General features: G+C 58.9%; 14 protein-coding genes. 7 read left to right on the forward strand and 7 right to left on the reverse strand.

What is annotated here, in order from left to right:
- Positions 1-29 precede the first annotated feature (29 nt).
- Complete coding sequence (locus ACYQ11_RS17450) at positions 30-1,157, forward strand: epoxyqueuosine reductase (protein WP_459925093.1); 1,128 nt, start codon at positions 30-32, stop codon at positions 1,155-1,157.
- 65 nt (positions 1,158-1,222) lie between these two features.
- Here the strand turns inward: ACYQ11_RS17450 and ACYQ11_RS17455 are convergent, their stop codons facing one another.
- From ACYQ11_RS17455 to ACYQ11_RS17465, 3 genes are all read right to left on the reverse strand, one after another.
- Positions 1,223-2,092: a cyclic nucleotide-binding domain-containing protein gene (locus ACYQ11_RS17455; protein WP_459925094.1), complete on the reverse strand. Its 870-nt coding sequence runs from the start codon at positions 2,090-2,092 to the stop codon at positions 1,223-1,225.
- A 259-nt stretch (positions 2,093-2,351) separates the two neighbouring features.
- Entirely contained in the window at positions 2,352-3,500 is a 1,149-nt protein-coding gene (locus tag ACYQ11_RS17460) for a hypothetical protein (RefSeq protein ID WP_459925095.1), read from the reverse strand.
- Between the two features lie 159 nt (positions 3,501-3,659).
- Positions 3,660-5,009, reverse strand: coding sequence for an SPOR domain-containing protein (locus tag ACYQ11_RS17465; protein ID WP_459925096.1), 1,350 nt, complete (start codon positions 5,007-5,009; stop codon positions 3,660-3,662).
- A gap of 457 nt (positions 5,010-5,466) precedes the next feature.
- Here ACYQ11_RS17465 and ACYQ11_RS17470 point away from each other — a divergent pair, with 457 nt between their 5' ends.
- From ACYQ11_RS17470 to ACYQ11_RS17480, 3 genes are read left to right on the forward strand one after another with little or no spacing between them, the layout of a single operon-like run.
- Positions 5,467-6,213 (forward strand): GGDEF domain-containing protein, encoded by a 747-nt coding sequence (locus ACYQ11_RS17470; RefSeq protein ID WP_459925097.1) that lies wholly within the window; start codon positions 5,467-5,469, stop codon positions 6,211-6,213.
- Positions 6,206-6,766 (forward strand): SiaB family protein kinase, encoded by a 561-nt coding sequence (locus tag ACYQ11_RS17475; RefSeq protein ID WP_459925098.1) that lies wholly within the window; start codon positions 6,206-6,208, stop codon positions 6,764-6,766. The genes ACYQ11_RS17470 and ACYQ11_RS17475 overlap by 8 nt, the downstream gene beginning before the upstream one ends.
- Positions 6,763-8,568, forward strand: coding sequence for a response regulator (locus tag ACYQ11_RS17480; RefSeq protein WP_459925099.1), 1,806 nt, complete (start codon positions 6,763-6,765; stop codon positions 8,566-8,568). Before ACYQ11_RS17475 ends, ACYQ11_RS17480 begins: the two co-directional genes overlap by 4 nt.
- Positions 8,569-8,574: 6 nt before the next feature.
- Here the strand turns inward: ACYQ11_RS17480 and ACYQ11_RS17485 are convergent, their stop codons facing one another.
- On the reverse strand, positions 8,575-11,880 hold the full coding sequence (locus tag ACYQ11_RS17485; RefSeq protein WP_459925100.1) for a cyclic nucleotide-binding domain-containing protein: 3,306 nt from the start codon (positions 11,878-11,880) through the stop codon (positions 8,575-8,577).
- Between the two features lie 171 nt (positions 11,881-12,051).
- Entirely contained in the window at positions 12,052-12,735 is a 684-nt protein-coding gene (locus tag ACYQ11_RS17490) for a metal-dependent hydrolase (protein ID WP_459925101.1), read from the reverse strand.
- A 174-nt stretch (positions 12,736-12,909) separates the two neighbouring features.
- Here ACYQ11_RS17490 and ACYQ11_RS17495 point away from each other — a divergent pair, with 174 nt between their 5' ends.
- Entirely contained in the window at positions 12,910-13,254 is a 345-nt protein-coding gene (locus tag ACYQ11_RS17495) for a 4a-hydroxytetrahydrobiopterin dehydratase (protein WP_459925102.1), read from the forward strand.
- Here ACYQ11_RS17495 and ACYQ11_RS17500 read toward each other — a convergent pair whose 3' ends face one another.
- Complete coding sequence (locus ACYQ11_RS17500; RefSeq protein WP_459925103.1) at positions 13,255-13,986, reverse strand: cytidylate kinase-like family protein; 732 nt, start codon at positions 13,984-13,986, stop codon at positions 13,255-13,257.
- Between the two features lie 260 nt (positions 13,987-14,246).
- Positions 14,247-14,633, reverse strand: a complete 387-nt coding sequence (locus tag ACYQ11_RS17505; protein ID WP_459925104.1) for a PilZ domain-containing protein — start codon at positions 14,631-14,633, stop codon at positions 14,247-14,249.
- 417 nt (positions 14,634-15,050) lie between these two features.
- Here ACYQ11_RS17505 and ACYQ11_RS17510 point away from each other — a divergent pair, with 417 nt between their 5' ends.
- Together ACYQ11_RS17510 and ACYQ11_RS17515 are read left to right on the forward strand one after the other, a co-directional pair.
- Positions 15,051-16,007 (forward strand): CARDB domain-containing protein, encoded by a 957-nt coding sequence (locus ACYQ11_RS17510; RefSeq protein WP_459925105.1) that lies wholly within the window; start codon positions 15,051-15,053, stop codon positions 16,005-16,007.
- Between the two features lie 101 nt (positions 16,008-16,108).
- Complete coding sequence (locus ACYQ11_RS17515) at positions 16,109-17,740, forward strand: hypothetical protein (protein ID WP_459925106.1); 1,632 nt, start codon at positions 16,109-16,111, stop codon at positions 17,738-17,740.
- Positions 17,741-17,742 lie beyond the last annotated feature (2 nt).

Genomic DNA, 17,742 nt, shown 5'->3' on the forward strand with positions numbered 1-17,742 from the left:
CGTATTTTTGACCTTTACGGGAGAATGACATGATCACCAATTCGGACATCATCGAAAAGGCCCGCGCGCTGGGCTTTGTGGACGCGGGTTTCACCACGGCCGACCCGTTTGACGAACACAAGCATCTGCTCGATGCCATGCAGGACGAATACGGCTGGGCCCAGACCGTGGGCCTGGACCTGATCAACGGGACAAATCCCCGGACCATCCTGCCGGAAGCCCAATCGATCATCGTTCTGCTCGAGCTCTACTTCAGCAAGGCCTATCCCCGTCACCTGGAAGGGGTTTTCGGGCGGTGCTATCTGGACGACGACCGGGTAACCGGCGACGGTCTCAGTCTTCGGATCAAGGCGTTTCGATCCTACCTTCGCGAGCAGGGCATCGCATCCAAGGTCCCGTTCAATCTGCCCCACCGGGTGGCTGCGGCGCGGGCCGGCATGGGCGGCTTTGGCAAGAACTGTCTGTTCTACTCCCACACCGCCGCCCGCGGGAGTTCCTGGACCCTGCCCATCGCCGTGGTCGTCGACCATCCCTTTGAACCCGGCGTGCCCACCATCGAAACCAACTGTCCGGACTGGTGCCGCAATGCCTGCATCGCCGCCTGTCCCACCCGGGCCTTGAAAGGAAACAGCCGGATCGACCCTCGGCGTTGCATTTCCTACCTGACCTATTTCGGCCGGGGCATCACCCCGATGGAACTTCGGGAGCCCATGGGCATGTACGTCTACGGCTGCGATCGCTGCCAGAACGTGTGCCCGCGCAACCAGGCCTGGCTGGCCTGCGACCTTCCCGTCAACGAAAAGGTGGCGGCCAAGGCCGACGCCTTTGACCTGCCTCTGCTGCTTCACATGGACAAGGCGTATTTCGAGGCCAGGATCTGGCCCCATATGTTCTATATGTCCTATGAGGATATCTGGCGGTGGAAGATGAACGTGGCACGGGTGATGGGAAACAGCCGTGACCGGGCCTATCTGCCTGACCTGATCCGGGCCTTCGACGAAAACACGGATGATCGGGTGCTGGGGATGATCGCCTGGGCTTTGGGCAAACTGGGCGGGCCGGACGCCGTTGACGCCCTGACCCGTTTTACGTCCCGCTTTACGGTGGACCATCCGGTCCGTGGAGAAATTGACCTGGCGCTTGAAAGCGCCGCCTGATCATCGGCTCAGGCTGGGCGGCGCGGCGTCCGTATAGCCGGGGCGCCCTGCCGTTGCGGCCGGCTTCAATCGGTCAGACTGCGGATCATGCCGGTCAGTCTGCTGGAGGCGGCATCGCCTTTGAGGTGAACCGAATAATGGGCCCCATGGCGTTTTCTTACCTGAACGATGCGGCCCCCCCAGAACACATCCTCGCCGGGGCGTGACGGCTGGACCTTGATCAGGGAAACGACGCTTCGGCCCTGAAGCCGCCGGGCCATGTCTTCTTCGGCAAGACGGAGGCTGAACGAGAAGCCGCCTTCGGAAATATCCAGAAGCTCGCCCCGGAAGGGTTTCCCCATGGGGAGGCCCTCCTCGTCCAAAAGTTTCGCTGCGGTCAGGCCCGAGACCGCGTACCGTCTCTGGCGTCGTTTTTCCGTGGGGTCCATGAAAACGGCCTGCATCTCACGTTCCTTTTTCAGACAAAATGATTTCAATTTATCGAGAAGCCCGGGAACACAGCCAAACATGTCGAGAACATCGTCCTTTTCCAGATAATCCACGGCCAGATGCTGATCGGCGAGCATCGACAGCCGGCTGGGGCCGCCCCTGAAAAACGTTTCCGTTCCGATAATCCGGCCCACCCCGAGGGCGGCTCCCTGCATCCGGCTCCCTCGGTGCATCCACACGGCGCTCGCCCGGCCCCGATTGATGAAATACAATCGGTCATTGGGCATGCCCTGGCTGAGCAACGGCTCTCCGGCCTCATACTCCCGGGTTCTTCGAATCGTGTTGAACACCGAAAGCTCCTCAATCGTCATGTTTTTGTAGAGATCGAACCAGCAGCCCAGAAATTCGAAGACCGGTCCGCAGCCGAAGGCGTGCCCGGAGGGATCGTTCGGGGTCATGGTCATCCCGGTGGAAACCGGCCGGCTGAGATCCGTATGATGGTTCATGGAAACTCCGTTTTGTTAGGGGTTGTCCGAGGTGCGATCTGAACGACGGTAATGAGATACAACAATCGTGCCGGAGCGCTTGTTGTGTAGTGAAGGCATTGAATTACGGGTGCTTACGGAATCCTGGGCGTCGGCGAGGTGGTCGGCGTCGTGGGTCGACCAATCGATGCGGGGCGACGATGACGATATTTAAACACTTGGCGGCGGACAGGATGCGATATAACGACAGCCGCCGGGGTTTAAAGGGAGGCGAACGGCCTCAGCACAGGCCCAGTTCGGGCAGCACCTCCTCGAACAGTTTTTTTCGTCCCAGGGGGACGGCGCAGCGGATCACCTGGATTCCGGTTCCCGCACAATGGTTTTCGCTGAGGCTGGCCACGCCGGTTCCCGGTCCGAAGTCCAGGACATAGCGGATCGATGTGGGCGGAAGCAGGGGTTTGATTTGTTTGCGCCAGACGGCCGGACAGAGAAAATAGGCCCGCATCACGTCATCGATGATGTTGCCGGAGGCCCGCAGATCCTCACCCGTATCGTTGGACCAGACCGGAACGGCCATGGCCGCGTTGTCAAAGGACAGTCCCAGACGTTCGGCGTCCCGGGGAGACGTCTCGTAAGCATGGGCCAGAAGCGGGGAGTGGGCGCCGATGGTCGACGGGATGTAACGCCAGACGGCCTGGGGTTCCAGGGCCTTGAGCATGTCGTGAAACGCCGAGAGATGGTCGGGCAGACCCGAGACGATAAAGCGCCCCGGAAACAGGTCATAGGCCGGATACACGGCGCCCCGGTCCGCGAAGGCCAAGATGGCCTGGTCGAGTTTGCCGCGCATCAGATGGGTGATGCCGGCCATGCAGCTGGGGCATCCTTCCGCGGAATCATAGAGGGAGGCATCGAGAACCGGACGCGATCCGACGGTGAGCATGGCCTCCTGACAGCGCACCCCCTGTCGGAAAAACATGGCCTGGGCCTTGAGGGCATCCTCATAAACCGCTTCAAAACGCCTGCCCATGGACACCAGAATCGCGGCCACAATGCCTGTGGAAAAGCCTGTGGCGCTGTGGGTCAGGTCCAGCAGGCGGCCCGGGTCGACGCCGTCGGCCAGGACGGACAGGTAGGTGCTCATCTGGGTAAGAAAGATCAGGGGATGGGACAGGGGTGATGACAGAAGGTACCCCAGATCCGGCGTGGTCTCCGGGCGGGTGATCCAGGCGGTGACGTCCAGGCCGCGGTTGAAAAAGCCGGTCCGGGAATCGTCGTAGAGCGCGGCCTGTTCCTTGATCACCCTCTCGGCATCCGCGATGAACGGGCGGATCGCCGGGCAGGCGGCATACATCCGCCGCAGGTCCTCCATGTATTTCACACCCTGGCCGGCAAACTGGATAAACAGGGGGCGCGTCGGGTTGTCGGTCATGTCGAAGATCCTTGTGGGTTGTTTGATCCGGGTGACCGGAGGGGTCGATTCGTTTTGCCGGATGTGTCATAACCAAAAAATCTACGCCTGTCAAAAACATAGGCAAAAAAAACACCCGGTCCGCCGGACCGGGTGTTCGGACATCACAACGACCGGGTGTCAGCGCTCGACCGCGCGCACCGCGAACCCGTCGCCTTCAAGCAGGGAAATCATGGGCATCGCCTCCGTTTCCGAGGGGAATGCGCCGGTCAGAATGCGAACCGTGTCGCTGCCGGGTTCAACCGGTACGGTATTCACGGCATACCCTTTGTCGCGCAGGGTCTGGAGCAGGGGCGCCAGGGTGCCCCTAAGGGCGGTGTCGCCCACCTGGACGGCCCAGGGCATCTTTCGAGGCACCGTGTCTTCCCGTGTCTGGGATTTGATGGTGTCGGCCAGGGCTTTGGCCTCGTCGAGGCTCTTCAGATAGCCCACATAGACCCGGAACCAGTCTCCCTTGCCGGGAATGCGAACCACACCGGTAAAGGCGTCGTGGCCTTTTTTCCGGAGCAGGGCCACCGCCTGGTTGGCCCGATCCCTCTCCCGATAGGAGCTCACATGCACGGTGTGGGTGAAATGATCGGTGATCGCAGGCGGCGGTTTGACAGGCTCGGGCGGAGGCAACACGGCCTGCGTCATCGCGGGAGGCTCGGGAGCCGCCGCAGGGGCCGGCACAGGCACAGGAACCGGTGCGGGTTCAGGTCGGGGAGCGGGGATCGGCGGTGGATTTGCGCCGGGCGGAACCGGCACAACGGCCTGAGCCGCCGGTTCGGGTGCGGCACCTGGTCGGGCGACGGGTTCCCTGGCCGGTTCGGGCATCGTCACGGGGGACAGGGGTGTCGGGGTTCCGGAAAAGAATTGAACCGCCGCGACGACCGCAGCAGCAACAAGTCCGATCAGAAGCACCGGAATCAGAAGGCCTTTTTTCCGTTTGGGGGGCACGGGCTCCGAGGGCCGGTCAGCGGCGTCGGTAACGGCGCCTTCGTCTTCATCCTCAAAGGCCGCGTCCTCGTCGAGGTCGTCATCCGTCGGAACGGGCCGGGGGCGTTTGACCAGCAGGGTTTTTTCGAGGAGTTTGTCATCCGCCTGGGGTTTGGGGGTGTGATCCGCCAGCCCCACCGGTTCTTCGCCGGGTTTTTTTTCCGCCGCTTCGGCGATGGGCGGATCAAATACGAGGCCGGCATCGACCAGCTTGTCCCAGTCGACTTTTTCATCGTCGTCGTCGGATGAGGACAGGGCCTGGCCCTCCAGGTTGTCTTCCACCAGATTTCGTTTGTCGCGCCTCAGGGACTCGGCGGTTTCAAGGGCCTTGTCCTTGTCGTAGAACCGGCGTTTGACAATATAATCCTCACGACGCACACGCACCGTGAAATCATCGGTTCTGTCTTCGTCGGGGGTGCCGGCCAGTCCGGTTTCCAGTTCTTTTTCCAGTTCTTCCTTGAACGTGTTGTCCTTGTCGTTATCGTTCAACATGGTTCCTTTCTTTTTTTACCGCCCCGCCGGGCAGCTTAGCGAAACCGGATTGATCGGTCATGTTTTGTCCAACGGTTTTGAATCGTTCAAAAAACTATAACGTTTTATCAACAGCACTGTCAATCGGAAAGATCAGCCCCGGGCGGTGGGGTTTCGCCGGGTGATGATAGTGAAAAAAGAGTGTTTTCAAAGAGATAGTTATTTGTGCGATGGGGCGGGCACAGCGCGCGCGAACCGTTCGTCATCGGCATCGAAATCGTGACCCAAAACGAAAATATCTTTCAATTTCAGGCCTTATCATGTATTTTAGGAACCATGATCCATACAGTGCGGGTTGTTTCCTGTTTTATTTCCAACATGATCAAACAGACGCGCCCTTTCCTCTGCCGGGTCCGGGCGGGCAGGCTTCAGGCGATCGGTCGCCACGGGCGGGCCGATCAATGCGGGAAGGAGAGACATGTCCTTTGACGAGATGTTCAGCCTCGAGGAGAAGATCATTCGCCATGGTGAACGCATCCTGGACAAGGATGCGACGACCGACAATCTGTGGAAGAATGAATACGCCGAACTGCTGAAGCACTACAAAAAAATGTACAAACAGCTCTCCCGCCTGATCAAGATCAACGACAGGCAGCAGAGCCGGTTGTCCCAGGCCAACACCGTGCTTGAAAAACATTCCAAGTACGATGAACTGACCGGGATCTGTAACCGGCGCATGTTCAACGAGATGTACGATCGGGAATGGCGACGCTGCATCCGCTACGGCCACATGATATCCATCGTGATGCTCGACATCGATCATTTCAAGAGAGTCAACGATGTTTACGGTCATCCGGCCGGGGATGAAATTCTTCGGATTATCGCGGCCACCCTCGACAAGGCTGCCCGGCGGGTGGGGGATATCGCGGCCCGGCTCGGGGGCGAGGAGTTTGTGCTGCTTCTGCCCGATACCCCGTCGGCTGCCGCGTTTAAAATCGCCGAAGGCATTCGCAAGGAAATCGCGCGAATCGGGTTTTTCTACGACGAAACAACCATCAACGTCACCGTCAGCGCCGGCGTGGCCTCACGGGTACCCGATGCGGAAAGTGATCCGGAGCGGCTGATCAAACAGGCCGACGATGCATTGTATCTGGCCAAGCGAACGGGGCGTAACCGTGTGAAACTCTACGACGAGGTCTGTACGGAGGGCGAAAGCGATGCTTGATAAACTCTATGGAATGGTCGAATCCTTTAAGGAACATGAGCTGGTGTTCTGGTACAACGGTCCCTTGTCCCAGGTTCTTGTCGTCGAAATCGGCGATATCATCAAAAAGAGCATCGACGAATCGAAGGACCGGAAGATGATCAACCGGATTTTTGCCATCCTGGTCGAACAGATGCAGAACATCATCAAGTATTCGGTCCAGCGGACCACCGGCGGCAAAGGCGATGATCTGTTTATCCTCAGTTCCGGCCTGATCGCCGTGGGGGTCGAGGGCGATCATTATTCGGTGATCAGCGGCAACGTGATCGAAAACAGGGATATCGACCGGATCAAACATCGTCTGGACACGATCATCGCCATGGATCAGGATGCCCTGAAAGATCATTACAAGGCCATGCGCAAAACAGAACCCGACGAACGGAGCCGGGGTGCGGGGCTGGGATTCATCGAAATGGCCCGAAAGGCCAGCAAGCCCTTGGAATACCAGTTTAAACCCATCGATGATCAGCACAGTTTCTTTTCACTCAAAGCCCTGGTCAACATGGAACCATGACTGACGATTTTCTGTTCAATCTCGAAGAAACGATGATCCGGGAGGCCGACGGGGTGCTCAGGGAGCTGAGGTCCGCCGGATCGCCGCTTTCGTCTGCGTACGAGAAGCTGCTCAGCCAGTACAGGCGCATTTTCAGAAATCATAAAAAACTTATCAAGATCAACGATATCCAGCAGAAAAAACTCAACGAGGTCATCGAGGAGGTCAAACTGGCCCGGGAGGCGGCGGAATCGGCCAACCGGTCCAAGAGCAGTTTTCTGGCCAACATGAGTCATGAAATTCGGACGCCGATGAACGGCATCATCGGTATGACCTCCCTGCTGCTCGACACGCCTCTCAACCGGGAACAGAACGATTACGCACGGACCATTCAGGTGAGCGCCGATTCCCTGTTGACCATCATCAACGACATTCTGGATTTTTCCAAAATCGAGGCCCGGAAGCTGGAACTGGAGATGACCGAGTTCGACCTCCGGCAGTGCCTGGAGGATGTCATCGAACTGGTGTCGGTTCACGCCCAGGACAAAAAGCTGGAGCTGATTCTGGATATGGACCGGGACGTACCCTGTTTTCTGGTCGGTGATCCCGTGCGTCTGCGGCAGATTCTGTTCAACCTCTCGGGCAACGCCGTCAAATTCACCGAGCGCGGGGAGGTCGTCATCCGGGTCACCGTGGACGCGCAGGACCAACACCGGGGCACTCTGCGCTTTTCCGTGTCCGATACGGGCATCGGCATTCCGGAGAACCGGATGCACCGGCTGTTCAAATCCTTTTCCCAGGTCGATGAATCCACCACCCGGAAATACGGGGGAACCGGTCTGGGTCTGGCCATTTCCAAGGAACTGGCGGAAATGATGGGGGGGCGGATCGGGGTGGCGCATCACAGCGGTCCCGGGGCGACCTTCTGGTTTACCGCCGTGTTCGACAAGCAGAAACAGGATGCCGCCCACCGGCCGGTGCTTCCGTCGTCGCTGGTCGGCAAGAAGATACTGGCCGTCGAGCACAACGACACCCAGCGCCGGGTGATGGCGGGATATCTGAAAACCTGGGGCTGCCGGTTCGGCCTGGCCTCAAGCGGCGAAGAGGCCCTGGCCATGATGGCCGAAGCCGCAGGCTCCGACGATCCCTATGACCTGGCACTGATCGCCCACCTGATGCCCGGCATGGACGGCCAGGTGCTGGGTGAACGCATCCGGTCCGATCGCTCCTTTTCAGGTGTTCGGCTGGTGATTCTGGGATCGCGGGGGCTTCGTGGCGATACGGACGCCCTGCGCCGGGCCGGGTTCGATCGGGTGCTGACCAAGCCCGTCCGACAGAATCAGCTTCTGGAGTGTCTGACCCTTCTTCTGGGCGTGGTCCAGGCGTCCGGTTCCGAGGACGAAGGGGCCGCCGGTCAAACGGGAGCCCTGATCAGCGACGGGCCGTTCCGGAAAATGAGGATTCTTCTGGCCGAAGACAATCCGGTCAATCAGAAGCTGGCCCTGACCCTTTTGCGCAAGTTCGGCTTCAATGCGGATGCGGTTCAAAACGGGCGGGAGGCGGTGGAGGCCCTGAAAACCGTCGACTACGATCTGGTGCTGATGGACGTCCAGATGCCGGAAATGGACGGCTTTGAAGCCACGCGGATGATCCGTGATCCCCAAACCCCGGTGATCAATCATCGGGTGACGATCATCGCCATGACGGCCCACGCCATGAGCGGAGACCGGAAACGCTGCCTGGACGCGGGCATGAACAGCTATGTGTCCAAACCCATCGATCCCCAGTCCCTGATCGAGACCATCCGTTCGGTCTGTGCCTGATGACGGTCAGCTTCGGGATGTCCGTGCGCTGATATCCGCCATGGTCTGTTCGTCCAGGGTTTTGTCGAACTTCAGATGCAGGGAGACCTCGGCGTCGTCCCGTTCCCGTGCACTCATGATGGTGCCCACGCCCGAGACCTGGATGGGTGCGCCGCCGAGTTGGATGCCGATGGCCATGTTGAGTTTCCGGCCCAGCAGCAGCCGGGTCGTTTCCTTCCGGTTCGCCTTGATCATGAAGGCCAGCCCCCCGACGGACAGATCCATCAGATTCCCCTTGAACGGCTTGCCCATGGGTTTGCCCGAGGTATCCAGCAGCTGGACCAGGGTTTTTCCCGTAACATGGAACCGTTCCTGCCGACGCCGCTCCAGTCCGAGCTTGGCGACCAGGGTGTTGACCCCGTCGCCCAGGGCACAGAATTCCCGGAGTTTGTTTTCCAGGCCGGGATGCTTAAGGCTCAGGGCTTTCAGGGCTTCGCGGTCCAGAACGCCGACCTTGACCTGGGACAGGGTGATCAACGACACGGTGGATACCGTGGCTGAGAAAAAGGTATCGTCACCGGCGATGTCTCCGGCCCCCAGCATTTTCAGGAAAAACTCGTTGTCGTCCCGGGTATGGACGAGTTTCAGCTGTCCCCGGTTGATGAAGTAAAGCCTGTTGTTCATCTGATGCTGGGCGACGATGGTCTCATCGGGCGGGTAATCCACGGCCTTGACCGTGTAGAACAGGTCGTTGGCCTCCTCGCCGGTCAGCCGGTCGTAAAGATTTCCCCAGATGTTCATGTAGTCGTTGATCAGGGCGTTGGCCTTTTCCTGCTCGATGATGTCCCCGGTCCGGACAATCTCACTGAGGGCCATGGGGTCCACCTCGAACAGCTTTTCACGAAGGGCTTCGGCCTTGACGAAGTCTTTTTCACGGGCAAAGCGGACGGTCATGTTGTACAGCAGCCGGACCGCTTCGGAAATGTTTTTCTGGCGGACATACTCGTCGACCAGAGCTTCGAGGCGGGCCGGGTCGGCTTTGAGAAAATCGTCGGTCTTTTTTTTCCGGGGCCTGTTCGGGGTTTCCTCGGGGGGCGCGGGCGGCCTGATCTCTTCCTTTTCACTGCGGCTGGGCAGGCTTTGAAGGTATTTGAGGGTGGCTTCGGCGACCTGGCGCAGTTCCGATCCATAGGCGCTGATGCCCAGAAGTCCCTTCTGGGTGACGATGGATTTGAGAACCGGGATGGCCTTTTTGGATCCGATGCGTTTGAGGGCGTCACAGATGGTCAGGTCCAGTTCGTGTTTTGCCTCCGAGGATTCGCCCTTGCTCTTGAGCAGCTGGGTCAGGGGAAACACCCCGTCCTCGCTGCCCGTTTTTCCCAGAAGATCCGCCGCCAGCCGCCTCAGACTGCTGTCGGGCAGGGACAGGGCCTGGATAAAAAATTTCGCCCGTTCGTCGCCGCCGATGTCGAAGGCGCAATTGAGGGCCGCCCGGGGAATTTTGTCATTGGTGTGGGACAGGAGGGGCTTGAGAATGTCCAGGTGCTCCGGTGAGCCCAGGTCGCTGAGCAGCTTGATCAGGTTGCGCACGTAAAACCAGGAATGCCCCAGTTTCAGCCGCTCGACAATGTGAGGCAGGCAGGGCTTGCCGATTTCCGTCAGGGCGTTGATGATGCGCACCCGCTGGGACATGGCCTCGCTGGTCCGCAGCAGGTCCAAAAGGGGCACCACGGCGATCTCGCCCAGGCGGATCAGCGTGTAGAAGGCGTTCTTGCCCTGATCGTTGGCGTTGTCCCGGAACTCGTCGAAGATAATCTTGAATGTTTTTTCCGAGGCGATACTGCGCAGGATCCCCGCCGCCATGTCCCTGATTTCATCGCTTTTTTTCAGCTTGCCGTAGGCGATGAAGCTGAAGGTTTCCAGTACGGCGTTGGCTTCGGCAAAGCGATAGGCGCCCAGCAGGCGGCGCGTCAGGTCCTGGAGCATCTGACAGGCCGATTTGAAGTTGAAGGTCACCTCGGTTTCGAACTTGATCCACAGATTCAGCCGCTGGGCCAGCCGGATCAGGTCGTCGGTTCTGTTGTCCGAAAGAAACATCTCGCCGATGGAAAGCAGGGATGAGGACGCAAGGGATCGTGTTTTCAGGGACCCGTCGAGCAGGCCGTCGGCGATTTTGTCGATGAGGTTCCGGGCCTGATCGTCCTTGCCCGATCGCTGCCATTGGGAAATTCGTTCGTTAACGGCCTCCGCGACCAGGGGATCGCCAAGCGGCTCGTGGTCACCCTGGAGAATCCGGTTGATTCCTTTCTGCTGATGGACCCGGTCCAGGGCGATCCGTTTTTTTTCACTCAGGATTTTCTCTTTGATTTCCTCCCGGAGCTTCCGGGTCTTTTCGTTTTTCTTGAGCAGGCTGAGCACCGAGGAGAACTGGCTGCTCTCTTCGTCGGAGAGGGTTTTCTGGGCGTAGGACCGGCTTTCATTGATGCGGTTGATCTCCGAAAAAAACTCCACATAATGTTCGTCGGACAGGGTTTTGACCAGGGTGTCGAAAATATTTTTCGTCTGGTTTTTGGCCATGACCACCGTGAGCAGTTCCTTGTCGTTGTCGGCCAGGGCCCGGGTGATGCAGGCCGAGACCCGACTCCAGTTTTCGCGGGGGGTGGAGCGGCTGAACGCCTGAATCATTTTGCTGACGGTTTCGGGCAGAAGGTCGTCGGCCAGGGTGATGCCCTGGCCCGTGATCAGGTCGATGGCCGTCTTGAAAAATTCGGCCACCCACTTTGAGTCCGCGGCCTTGTCGCCCAGTCGCATGTAGTCGGCCTCCATGATCCTGCGCTCACCGAGAAAGGATTTGATCAGGTCGATGTCCGCCTTGTCCAGGTGGGTGGTCTGGATCGTCCGGACCTCTGGCGCGTAAAGGCTGGGGGTGACTGAAATGGTGCTCAGGCCGGCCTGGGCGATGACATGCTGGATGCCGCCTGCAAGGTCCACATCCTCGGGGCTTTTGCTGAGCATGAACATGACGTTCCGGAATTCGGTGGGGCCCATCTCTTTTTTGAGAATGATGCTCTTGATTCGAAGCCCGGACAGGAGGCCCCGGAACGTGACCACCTGGGGGTACTGCTGGTACCGGTAGCCCAGGGGTTCGCCGGAGATCAAGAGGTTGTTTTCAGATTCGGCCACGAGCAGGGACGCGTTGGATGACAGGGCGCCCTGGACGGCGGCGTAGGCTTTGTCGATGGAATTGGATATCAGGGCACTTGTGGGCGGATACAGGCGGATATTGTTCACGGCCGCCACCATGGCCCCAAGAATCGTAATGATTTTTTCCATTAAAACGGCATTCGTCATGATGTACCTGAGTGAAAGAGTGTTATGCCCCGGATTGGCCAACGCGTACGAAAGTATACCCGAATATAGAGGCAATGCCCTGAATTGTCAAACCGTCACGCACAATCAACGAAAAAAAACAAGCCCTGGAAAATAGAGTGCAAGCCGTTGATTTTAAAGCAGGGGAACGGGGAATCCGGCCGGAAGACTCCGGCCCAGCTCCGGAAAGAGCCGGATCGCCAGGGCCGCGGTGCCGAAAAGAAGCAGAAGATACATGAACATCGTGCCCGCAAGATCGTTGCTTGCCAGTTTGAGGGCGCTTCCCGAGGACCGCTTGACCACCAGGATCATGCCGAATTTCAGCTCCATGGCATGAAGTTCGTCGAGGACAAGATGGACCAGGCATCCGGAAAAAACGGCCAGGGTTCCGTAAAAGGCCATGAGGACGCCCGAGGAGGCCAGCAGAAGATAAGCGCATTCGGCGGCCACCAGGGCGAAGGGAAGGCTGTGCATCATGCCCCGATGCCGGGTCATGCGTTTGATAAGGGGGCAGGCCAGGTAATGAACGGCCAGGTAGGCCGACGGAAAATAACACAGCTGAAAGGCGATGTCCGATCGCCAGGCCTCCGGCAGGTGGGAAAAGGCCAGAATGGGAAGCAGCACCGAAAGAAGCTGGAACAGCAGGGCCAGGGGTTTGCCCGAATCGCTGTCGAGATCCGGCAGCAGGCCGCCGGTGGTGCCCAGAACCGCCGCGGCACCGGCCTGAACCGGGGAAAGATCCCCGGCAACAACCCCCGCCGCGGCCACGGCGGCCCCGGTGATGATTCCCGATGTCAGATGCAGGTTGAAATCCGGCATGGCGTGATCGTCCTTTGGCTTGAGTCGATTTCCAGATATCAGTCCGGACGGCCCGAAGGCAAGGAAAATATGGTCCGAAGCGGAACACCGCCGTTCCATGCGCCGGGTCTGCCGTGCTTGCCTTTGCCGGTAACTCTCCCTATAATAAGTAAAAAATCCAAGAAGGAGGCACCCATGGATCTTGCCGAGCAATCCTTAAAACCCGTTCAGAAAGGGGATGCGCCGCTCACGCCGGGCCAGGCCCTGATTTTGAAAGTTCATCTTCACCCGGACTGGGACCTGGTGGACAACGGAACACGACTGATCCGGCGGTTCCGGTTCAGGAATTTCAAGCAGGCCATGGCCCTGGCGGTGATAATCGGCGATCTGGCCGAATCCGAAAACCACCACCCGGACCTGTTCATCACCTGGGGCCGTCTGGACGTTTCCCTCACCACCCATGACGTCCAGGGCCTCACGGAAAACGACGTGGTGTTTGCCGCCAAGGTGGACAAGGCCTCTGACGCCGTCACGCCCTGATCACATCGAAAACTTCCGCTCGAAGGCGCAGGCGATGATGTCCGCCGCCCCGGCCGGATTTTTGATGTGATCCATGTTGAGCACGAGGTCGAATTCATAGGCCACGGCATCTTTCTTGTCGTACATGATCTTGAAGAATTCCCGCTGTTCCTTGTCGATGAGGACCATGCGTTTTTTCGCCTCGTCTTCCGTGACGTTCATGATGTCTGCCAGACGACGGATCCGGTATGCTTCGCTGCCGATCAGGCGCACGGCGAGCACATTGTCCCGGGGAAGGACCAGATGGGCCCCCCGCCCCACGAAGATAGTGGGCTCAAGATGGGCCAGGGCCATGACCGATTTGGCCAGCTGCCGGGCGTAATCGCTTTTGATAAAGGATTTTTCGGCAAACAGGAGGGCCGCGAATTCCCGCATCTTTCCGGGGTAGCGCTCGTCAAAGATATTGACCGTCTTTTCGGACAAATGCCCATCGGCCACCATGTGCTCCAGAACCTGTCGGTCCACCACCTTGTAGTTGATCCGGGTAGACAGGTGGTCCGCCACCGCCAGGGCCCCCACGCCGATTTTTCGAGAAATGCAGACCGTGGGCGGCATGGCGCCGGACGTCTTTTTGTGCGGCGGATGCTCGCTGGTCCATTGCCGGATGTGGGCGTTGATCCAGTCCGTCGGCGTCACCCTCGGCTTACCGTAATCCCCTGGTTTGTAATCGGATAAATCGTTGTGTTCCGTCATGGCGCCTCCTTTGGATACCGTCGGCCAAAATCGTTGAATGGTTGAACCGGATGCCCGATCCGGGAGGGACGGGGCAGGTGAATCCCTACGTCACATCATGAGCAAAAGAAGTGCCACGGCAGAGGATCGAACGTTGCATGACGGCAGCCCGTCACAGGGCATTGGCGTCGCATTCCGGGGTATGGGGATGAACAGAGGCGGCCTGCCGGCCTGTCAGAATTTTTTACAGGATGTCAAATCAAGGCGGCTTTTCGCGGCTCTTAATTGCGAACCGGCTCGAACGGGGTTTTTTCTTCGAGAAAAACGATGAGGTCGTCAAGCTGTTCCCGGGACAGTGTTCCGAAGCAACCGCGATGAAGACGGATTTCCACGGAACTGAAGGGGTCCACGGGATCGGCGGCCTGATCGCTGATGGAAACGAAGGGCATGTCACACAGGGATGTCTGGTTGTCGCTCAGCCGGATGAGGGTTTCACCGATGTTCGTCGGACGGCCCGTGTGCCGGACATAACTGAAGGCCACGCCGCCGCGGCTGATGTTGATGATGTGTCCCATGCAGGCCAACTCCGGACCCACGGCCGCATAGGCCGGTCCGTCAACGCGGAACCGTTTGAACTGACGCCGTTCGGATTGAACCGGTGTGTTCATTGTCGTTTTCTCCCCATGAAAACAGACCATTAAATCAGTACTTCGCCGAAATCCGGGCCCCCCCCCCTCATTCAGGCAGACCATCCCATACTTCCCTTCAGGAATCAATAAAAAAAACATCAAACAATTCTTTGACAGGGAATACGGCGAATGGTCGCGTGGCCATCCGTTTAACGGGATCATCGATTCGAACAGGCCGGAATGTTGAAGCTTTTTAACGCACGTACGAGGAGCGCCTGCATTTTAGCGTTGTTTTTACGGGAGTCATCCTGTATCAAAAGAATGATATTCAACAGGGGGGAGGGGGCATCCTGCGAACGGCAGCTTCGAATGCGTCGGTTTTCCGGCGGATCCCCGGGCGCGCAGCATTCTGGGCGGCGTCATCCTCTCACGACCGTGATCACCGACTGGAGGATTATGAACAGAACCGCCTCAATCATTGCCGTGATGTTTGTCTGGATGCTGGGCTCAGCCCCGCTGTGCCCTGCCGAAAACAGTTTCGAACGGGAGCTGGTCGTCAAAGACCAGACCCGGTCCATGAAAGTGGAGTCGGTTTTCAAGGAACTGATCAAAGCCTATGAGGACGAAGACGCCCGGAGCTTTCTCGACCGGGTCTCCGACGAGAGGTTCCGGCAGGACTACATCACCTTTACCGACGCCCTTTACAACGATTTCAGGACCTACGACATCCATCGGGTCGACTACTGGATCGACCGGATCGTTCCGGATAACGTCAAACACTTTCTCTACGTCAAATGGGAAAAACGCTACGAATCCCTCGACACCGGCAGGCAGAACACCGGCCAGGGGTACTCGCGCTTTCTGTTCGACGAGGTCAACGGCAAGTACCTTCTGGTCGAAATGGCCGGGAACTCCCTGTTCGGCGGCAGCCTGAGGGAATGGAACGACGAGCTGCCCCGGATTCCGGGCGCCGTGGCGTCGGCGCCGTCACCCGACGGATCACCCTGTGCCCCCGGCTCCCTTGGCGGATGCACGGCGGCCGACTGTGCGCTGAACGGAGGCTACTGGTACGACAACCGCTGCAACGCGACACCCCAGGCCGGCGGCCTGCCGGATCTTCGGATCGTGGATTTGAGTTATTCCGTCCTGTCCCCCGATAATTACCAGATCAATTATTCCGTCTCCAACATCGGTACCGCGCCGACCACCATGACCACCTACCTGATCTGGCCGTCTGATTCCGGGCCTCCGGGATCCGAAGAAATTCCCGTCCTCGCAGCAGGACAGACCTATACCCAGGAGGTGCTGAGTTCGTATGCGCCCCTCCAGGGCGGAACGGCGGAAATCGATTCGGACCGGCAGATCGAGGAAAGCAACGAAGACAACAATACGTTCAAAATATTGCCGTTTTAACGGCTGCGGGCGTTCGGACATTCATGGAACGGGCAGGCTCCGGGGAGCCCGTTCCGAATTGAATAGCGTTTTTGGTTTTTGATTTTCAAGGGGGGGAAGACATGACACGTTTTTCTTGGGCAGTCCTGACTGCGGTGATCTTTTTTTGCTTGGCGGCGGCCATTTCGGCGGAAGAGCCTTTACCTTCCGAATCGCTTGACACAACGGTTCAGGCCGTTCAAACCAAACCGGAAACACCCAATCCCTGGCGCATCCGGGGGCGGTCCGAAACCATTGTGGAATGGAAGGACGACAGCGCAAACGACAACGACACCACCTGGCGGCAGGAACTGTCTCTGGGCATCGGGAAAAACGAAAACAACGTGTCCATGGGACTGGATATCCGGGGCCGGGCCACGAACAACGAGACGGTGGACGAGAGGGACGCCCGTCTCCTTTATTTTCAGGGATATTATAAATCCGCACAGAATCAGGCCGAACTCGGCGATGTGGCGGCCTCGTTCAACCCCCTGGTCATCAGCGCCTCCCTCAAAGGGACCAAGCTCAGCCATCAGTCCGGAGACACGGAAACCGGCTGGAACGCCGGCCTGATCGGCGGCATCCAGAAGGCCTCCTGGAGCGATCTGTTCAACGAAAGCGACACCGAACCCTACGACCGGTACATCATCGGCGCCAACACCGAGCGGTTTTTCGGAACCGGACGGCAGCTGTCGTTTTCCACCGCGTTCATCAAGGACGCCGATTACAAAGACAGCGGCGATCCCCTTGCGGTATCTGCCGGCCCTGCGGAAGCCCTGACCCTGGGCACGTCCTGGGACTGGCGGTTCAACCGCTACCTCAAAACCCGAGGCGAAGCGGCCCTGACCCGCTGCGACGACAACACCGACGACAGCGGATCCCATGACAACGCCGGGGCCGTGAGACTCAAGCTTTTGACCGCGCCCAATCCCAAATACCTGAAAAGCGATTTCTACTATGAGCGCATCGACACGGACTTCACCCCCTTCACCGCATCGGCCGCCGCAGACCGGGAAAAATTCGAAAACGATTCGACCCTGATGATCAGCCGCAAGGCCAGGATCCGTTTGAGCCTGAAGCACAGCCGGGATAACCTCGACGGATCGCTGGGGGGCACCCAGACCGTCAAAGACGGCGTGACGGAACTGACCCTTCGGCCCGACTGGCTGAAACGCGGAGACTGTTCTCTCAGGCAGCAGCTGAAGCACACCGACGGCCGCGGGACGGACCAGTCCCTTGCCATCTCCCAGATCGATTTTTCCATCCGGCCGAAAAGCGGCTGGAAATACGGCCTGGGCTTTATTTACACGGATATCGATGACGACACCGCCGGCATGGAAGACCAGGAGATCCTGACCCTCAGAAACACCCTCGGATGGACCCGGACCTTTGCAAACGACCATCAGTTCCGTTCCACCCTTCGCATCGACACCAACAACATCAGGCGGGATTCGGGCGACCAGAACACCCTGGGCGGCAAAATCGATCTGGGCTACGACGCCGGGGCCTTCTGGTCCGCCGACCTGTCGGCCACCACACGGGACACCTACCGCGACGCGGCGGACGACAGCGACTACACGGCCTATGAAATCAGCGGGAGCTATCACCCCGGCGGGGACCGGTCCAGGGCCATTCGCCTGAACGCCTCACGGCGCGACACGGATTCGGGCACCCCCGAGGAAACCGCCAGGCTGGCCTATATTTTTTCGTTTTAGGT

Source organism: Desulfatiferula olefinivorans, assembly GCF_054657895.1.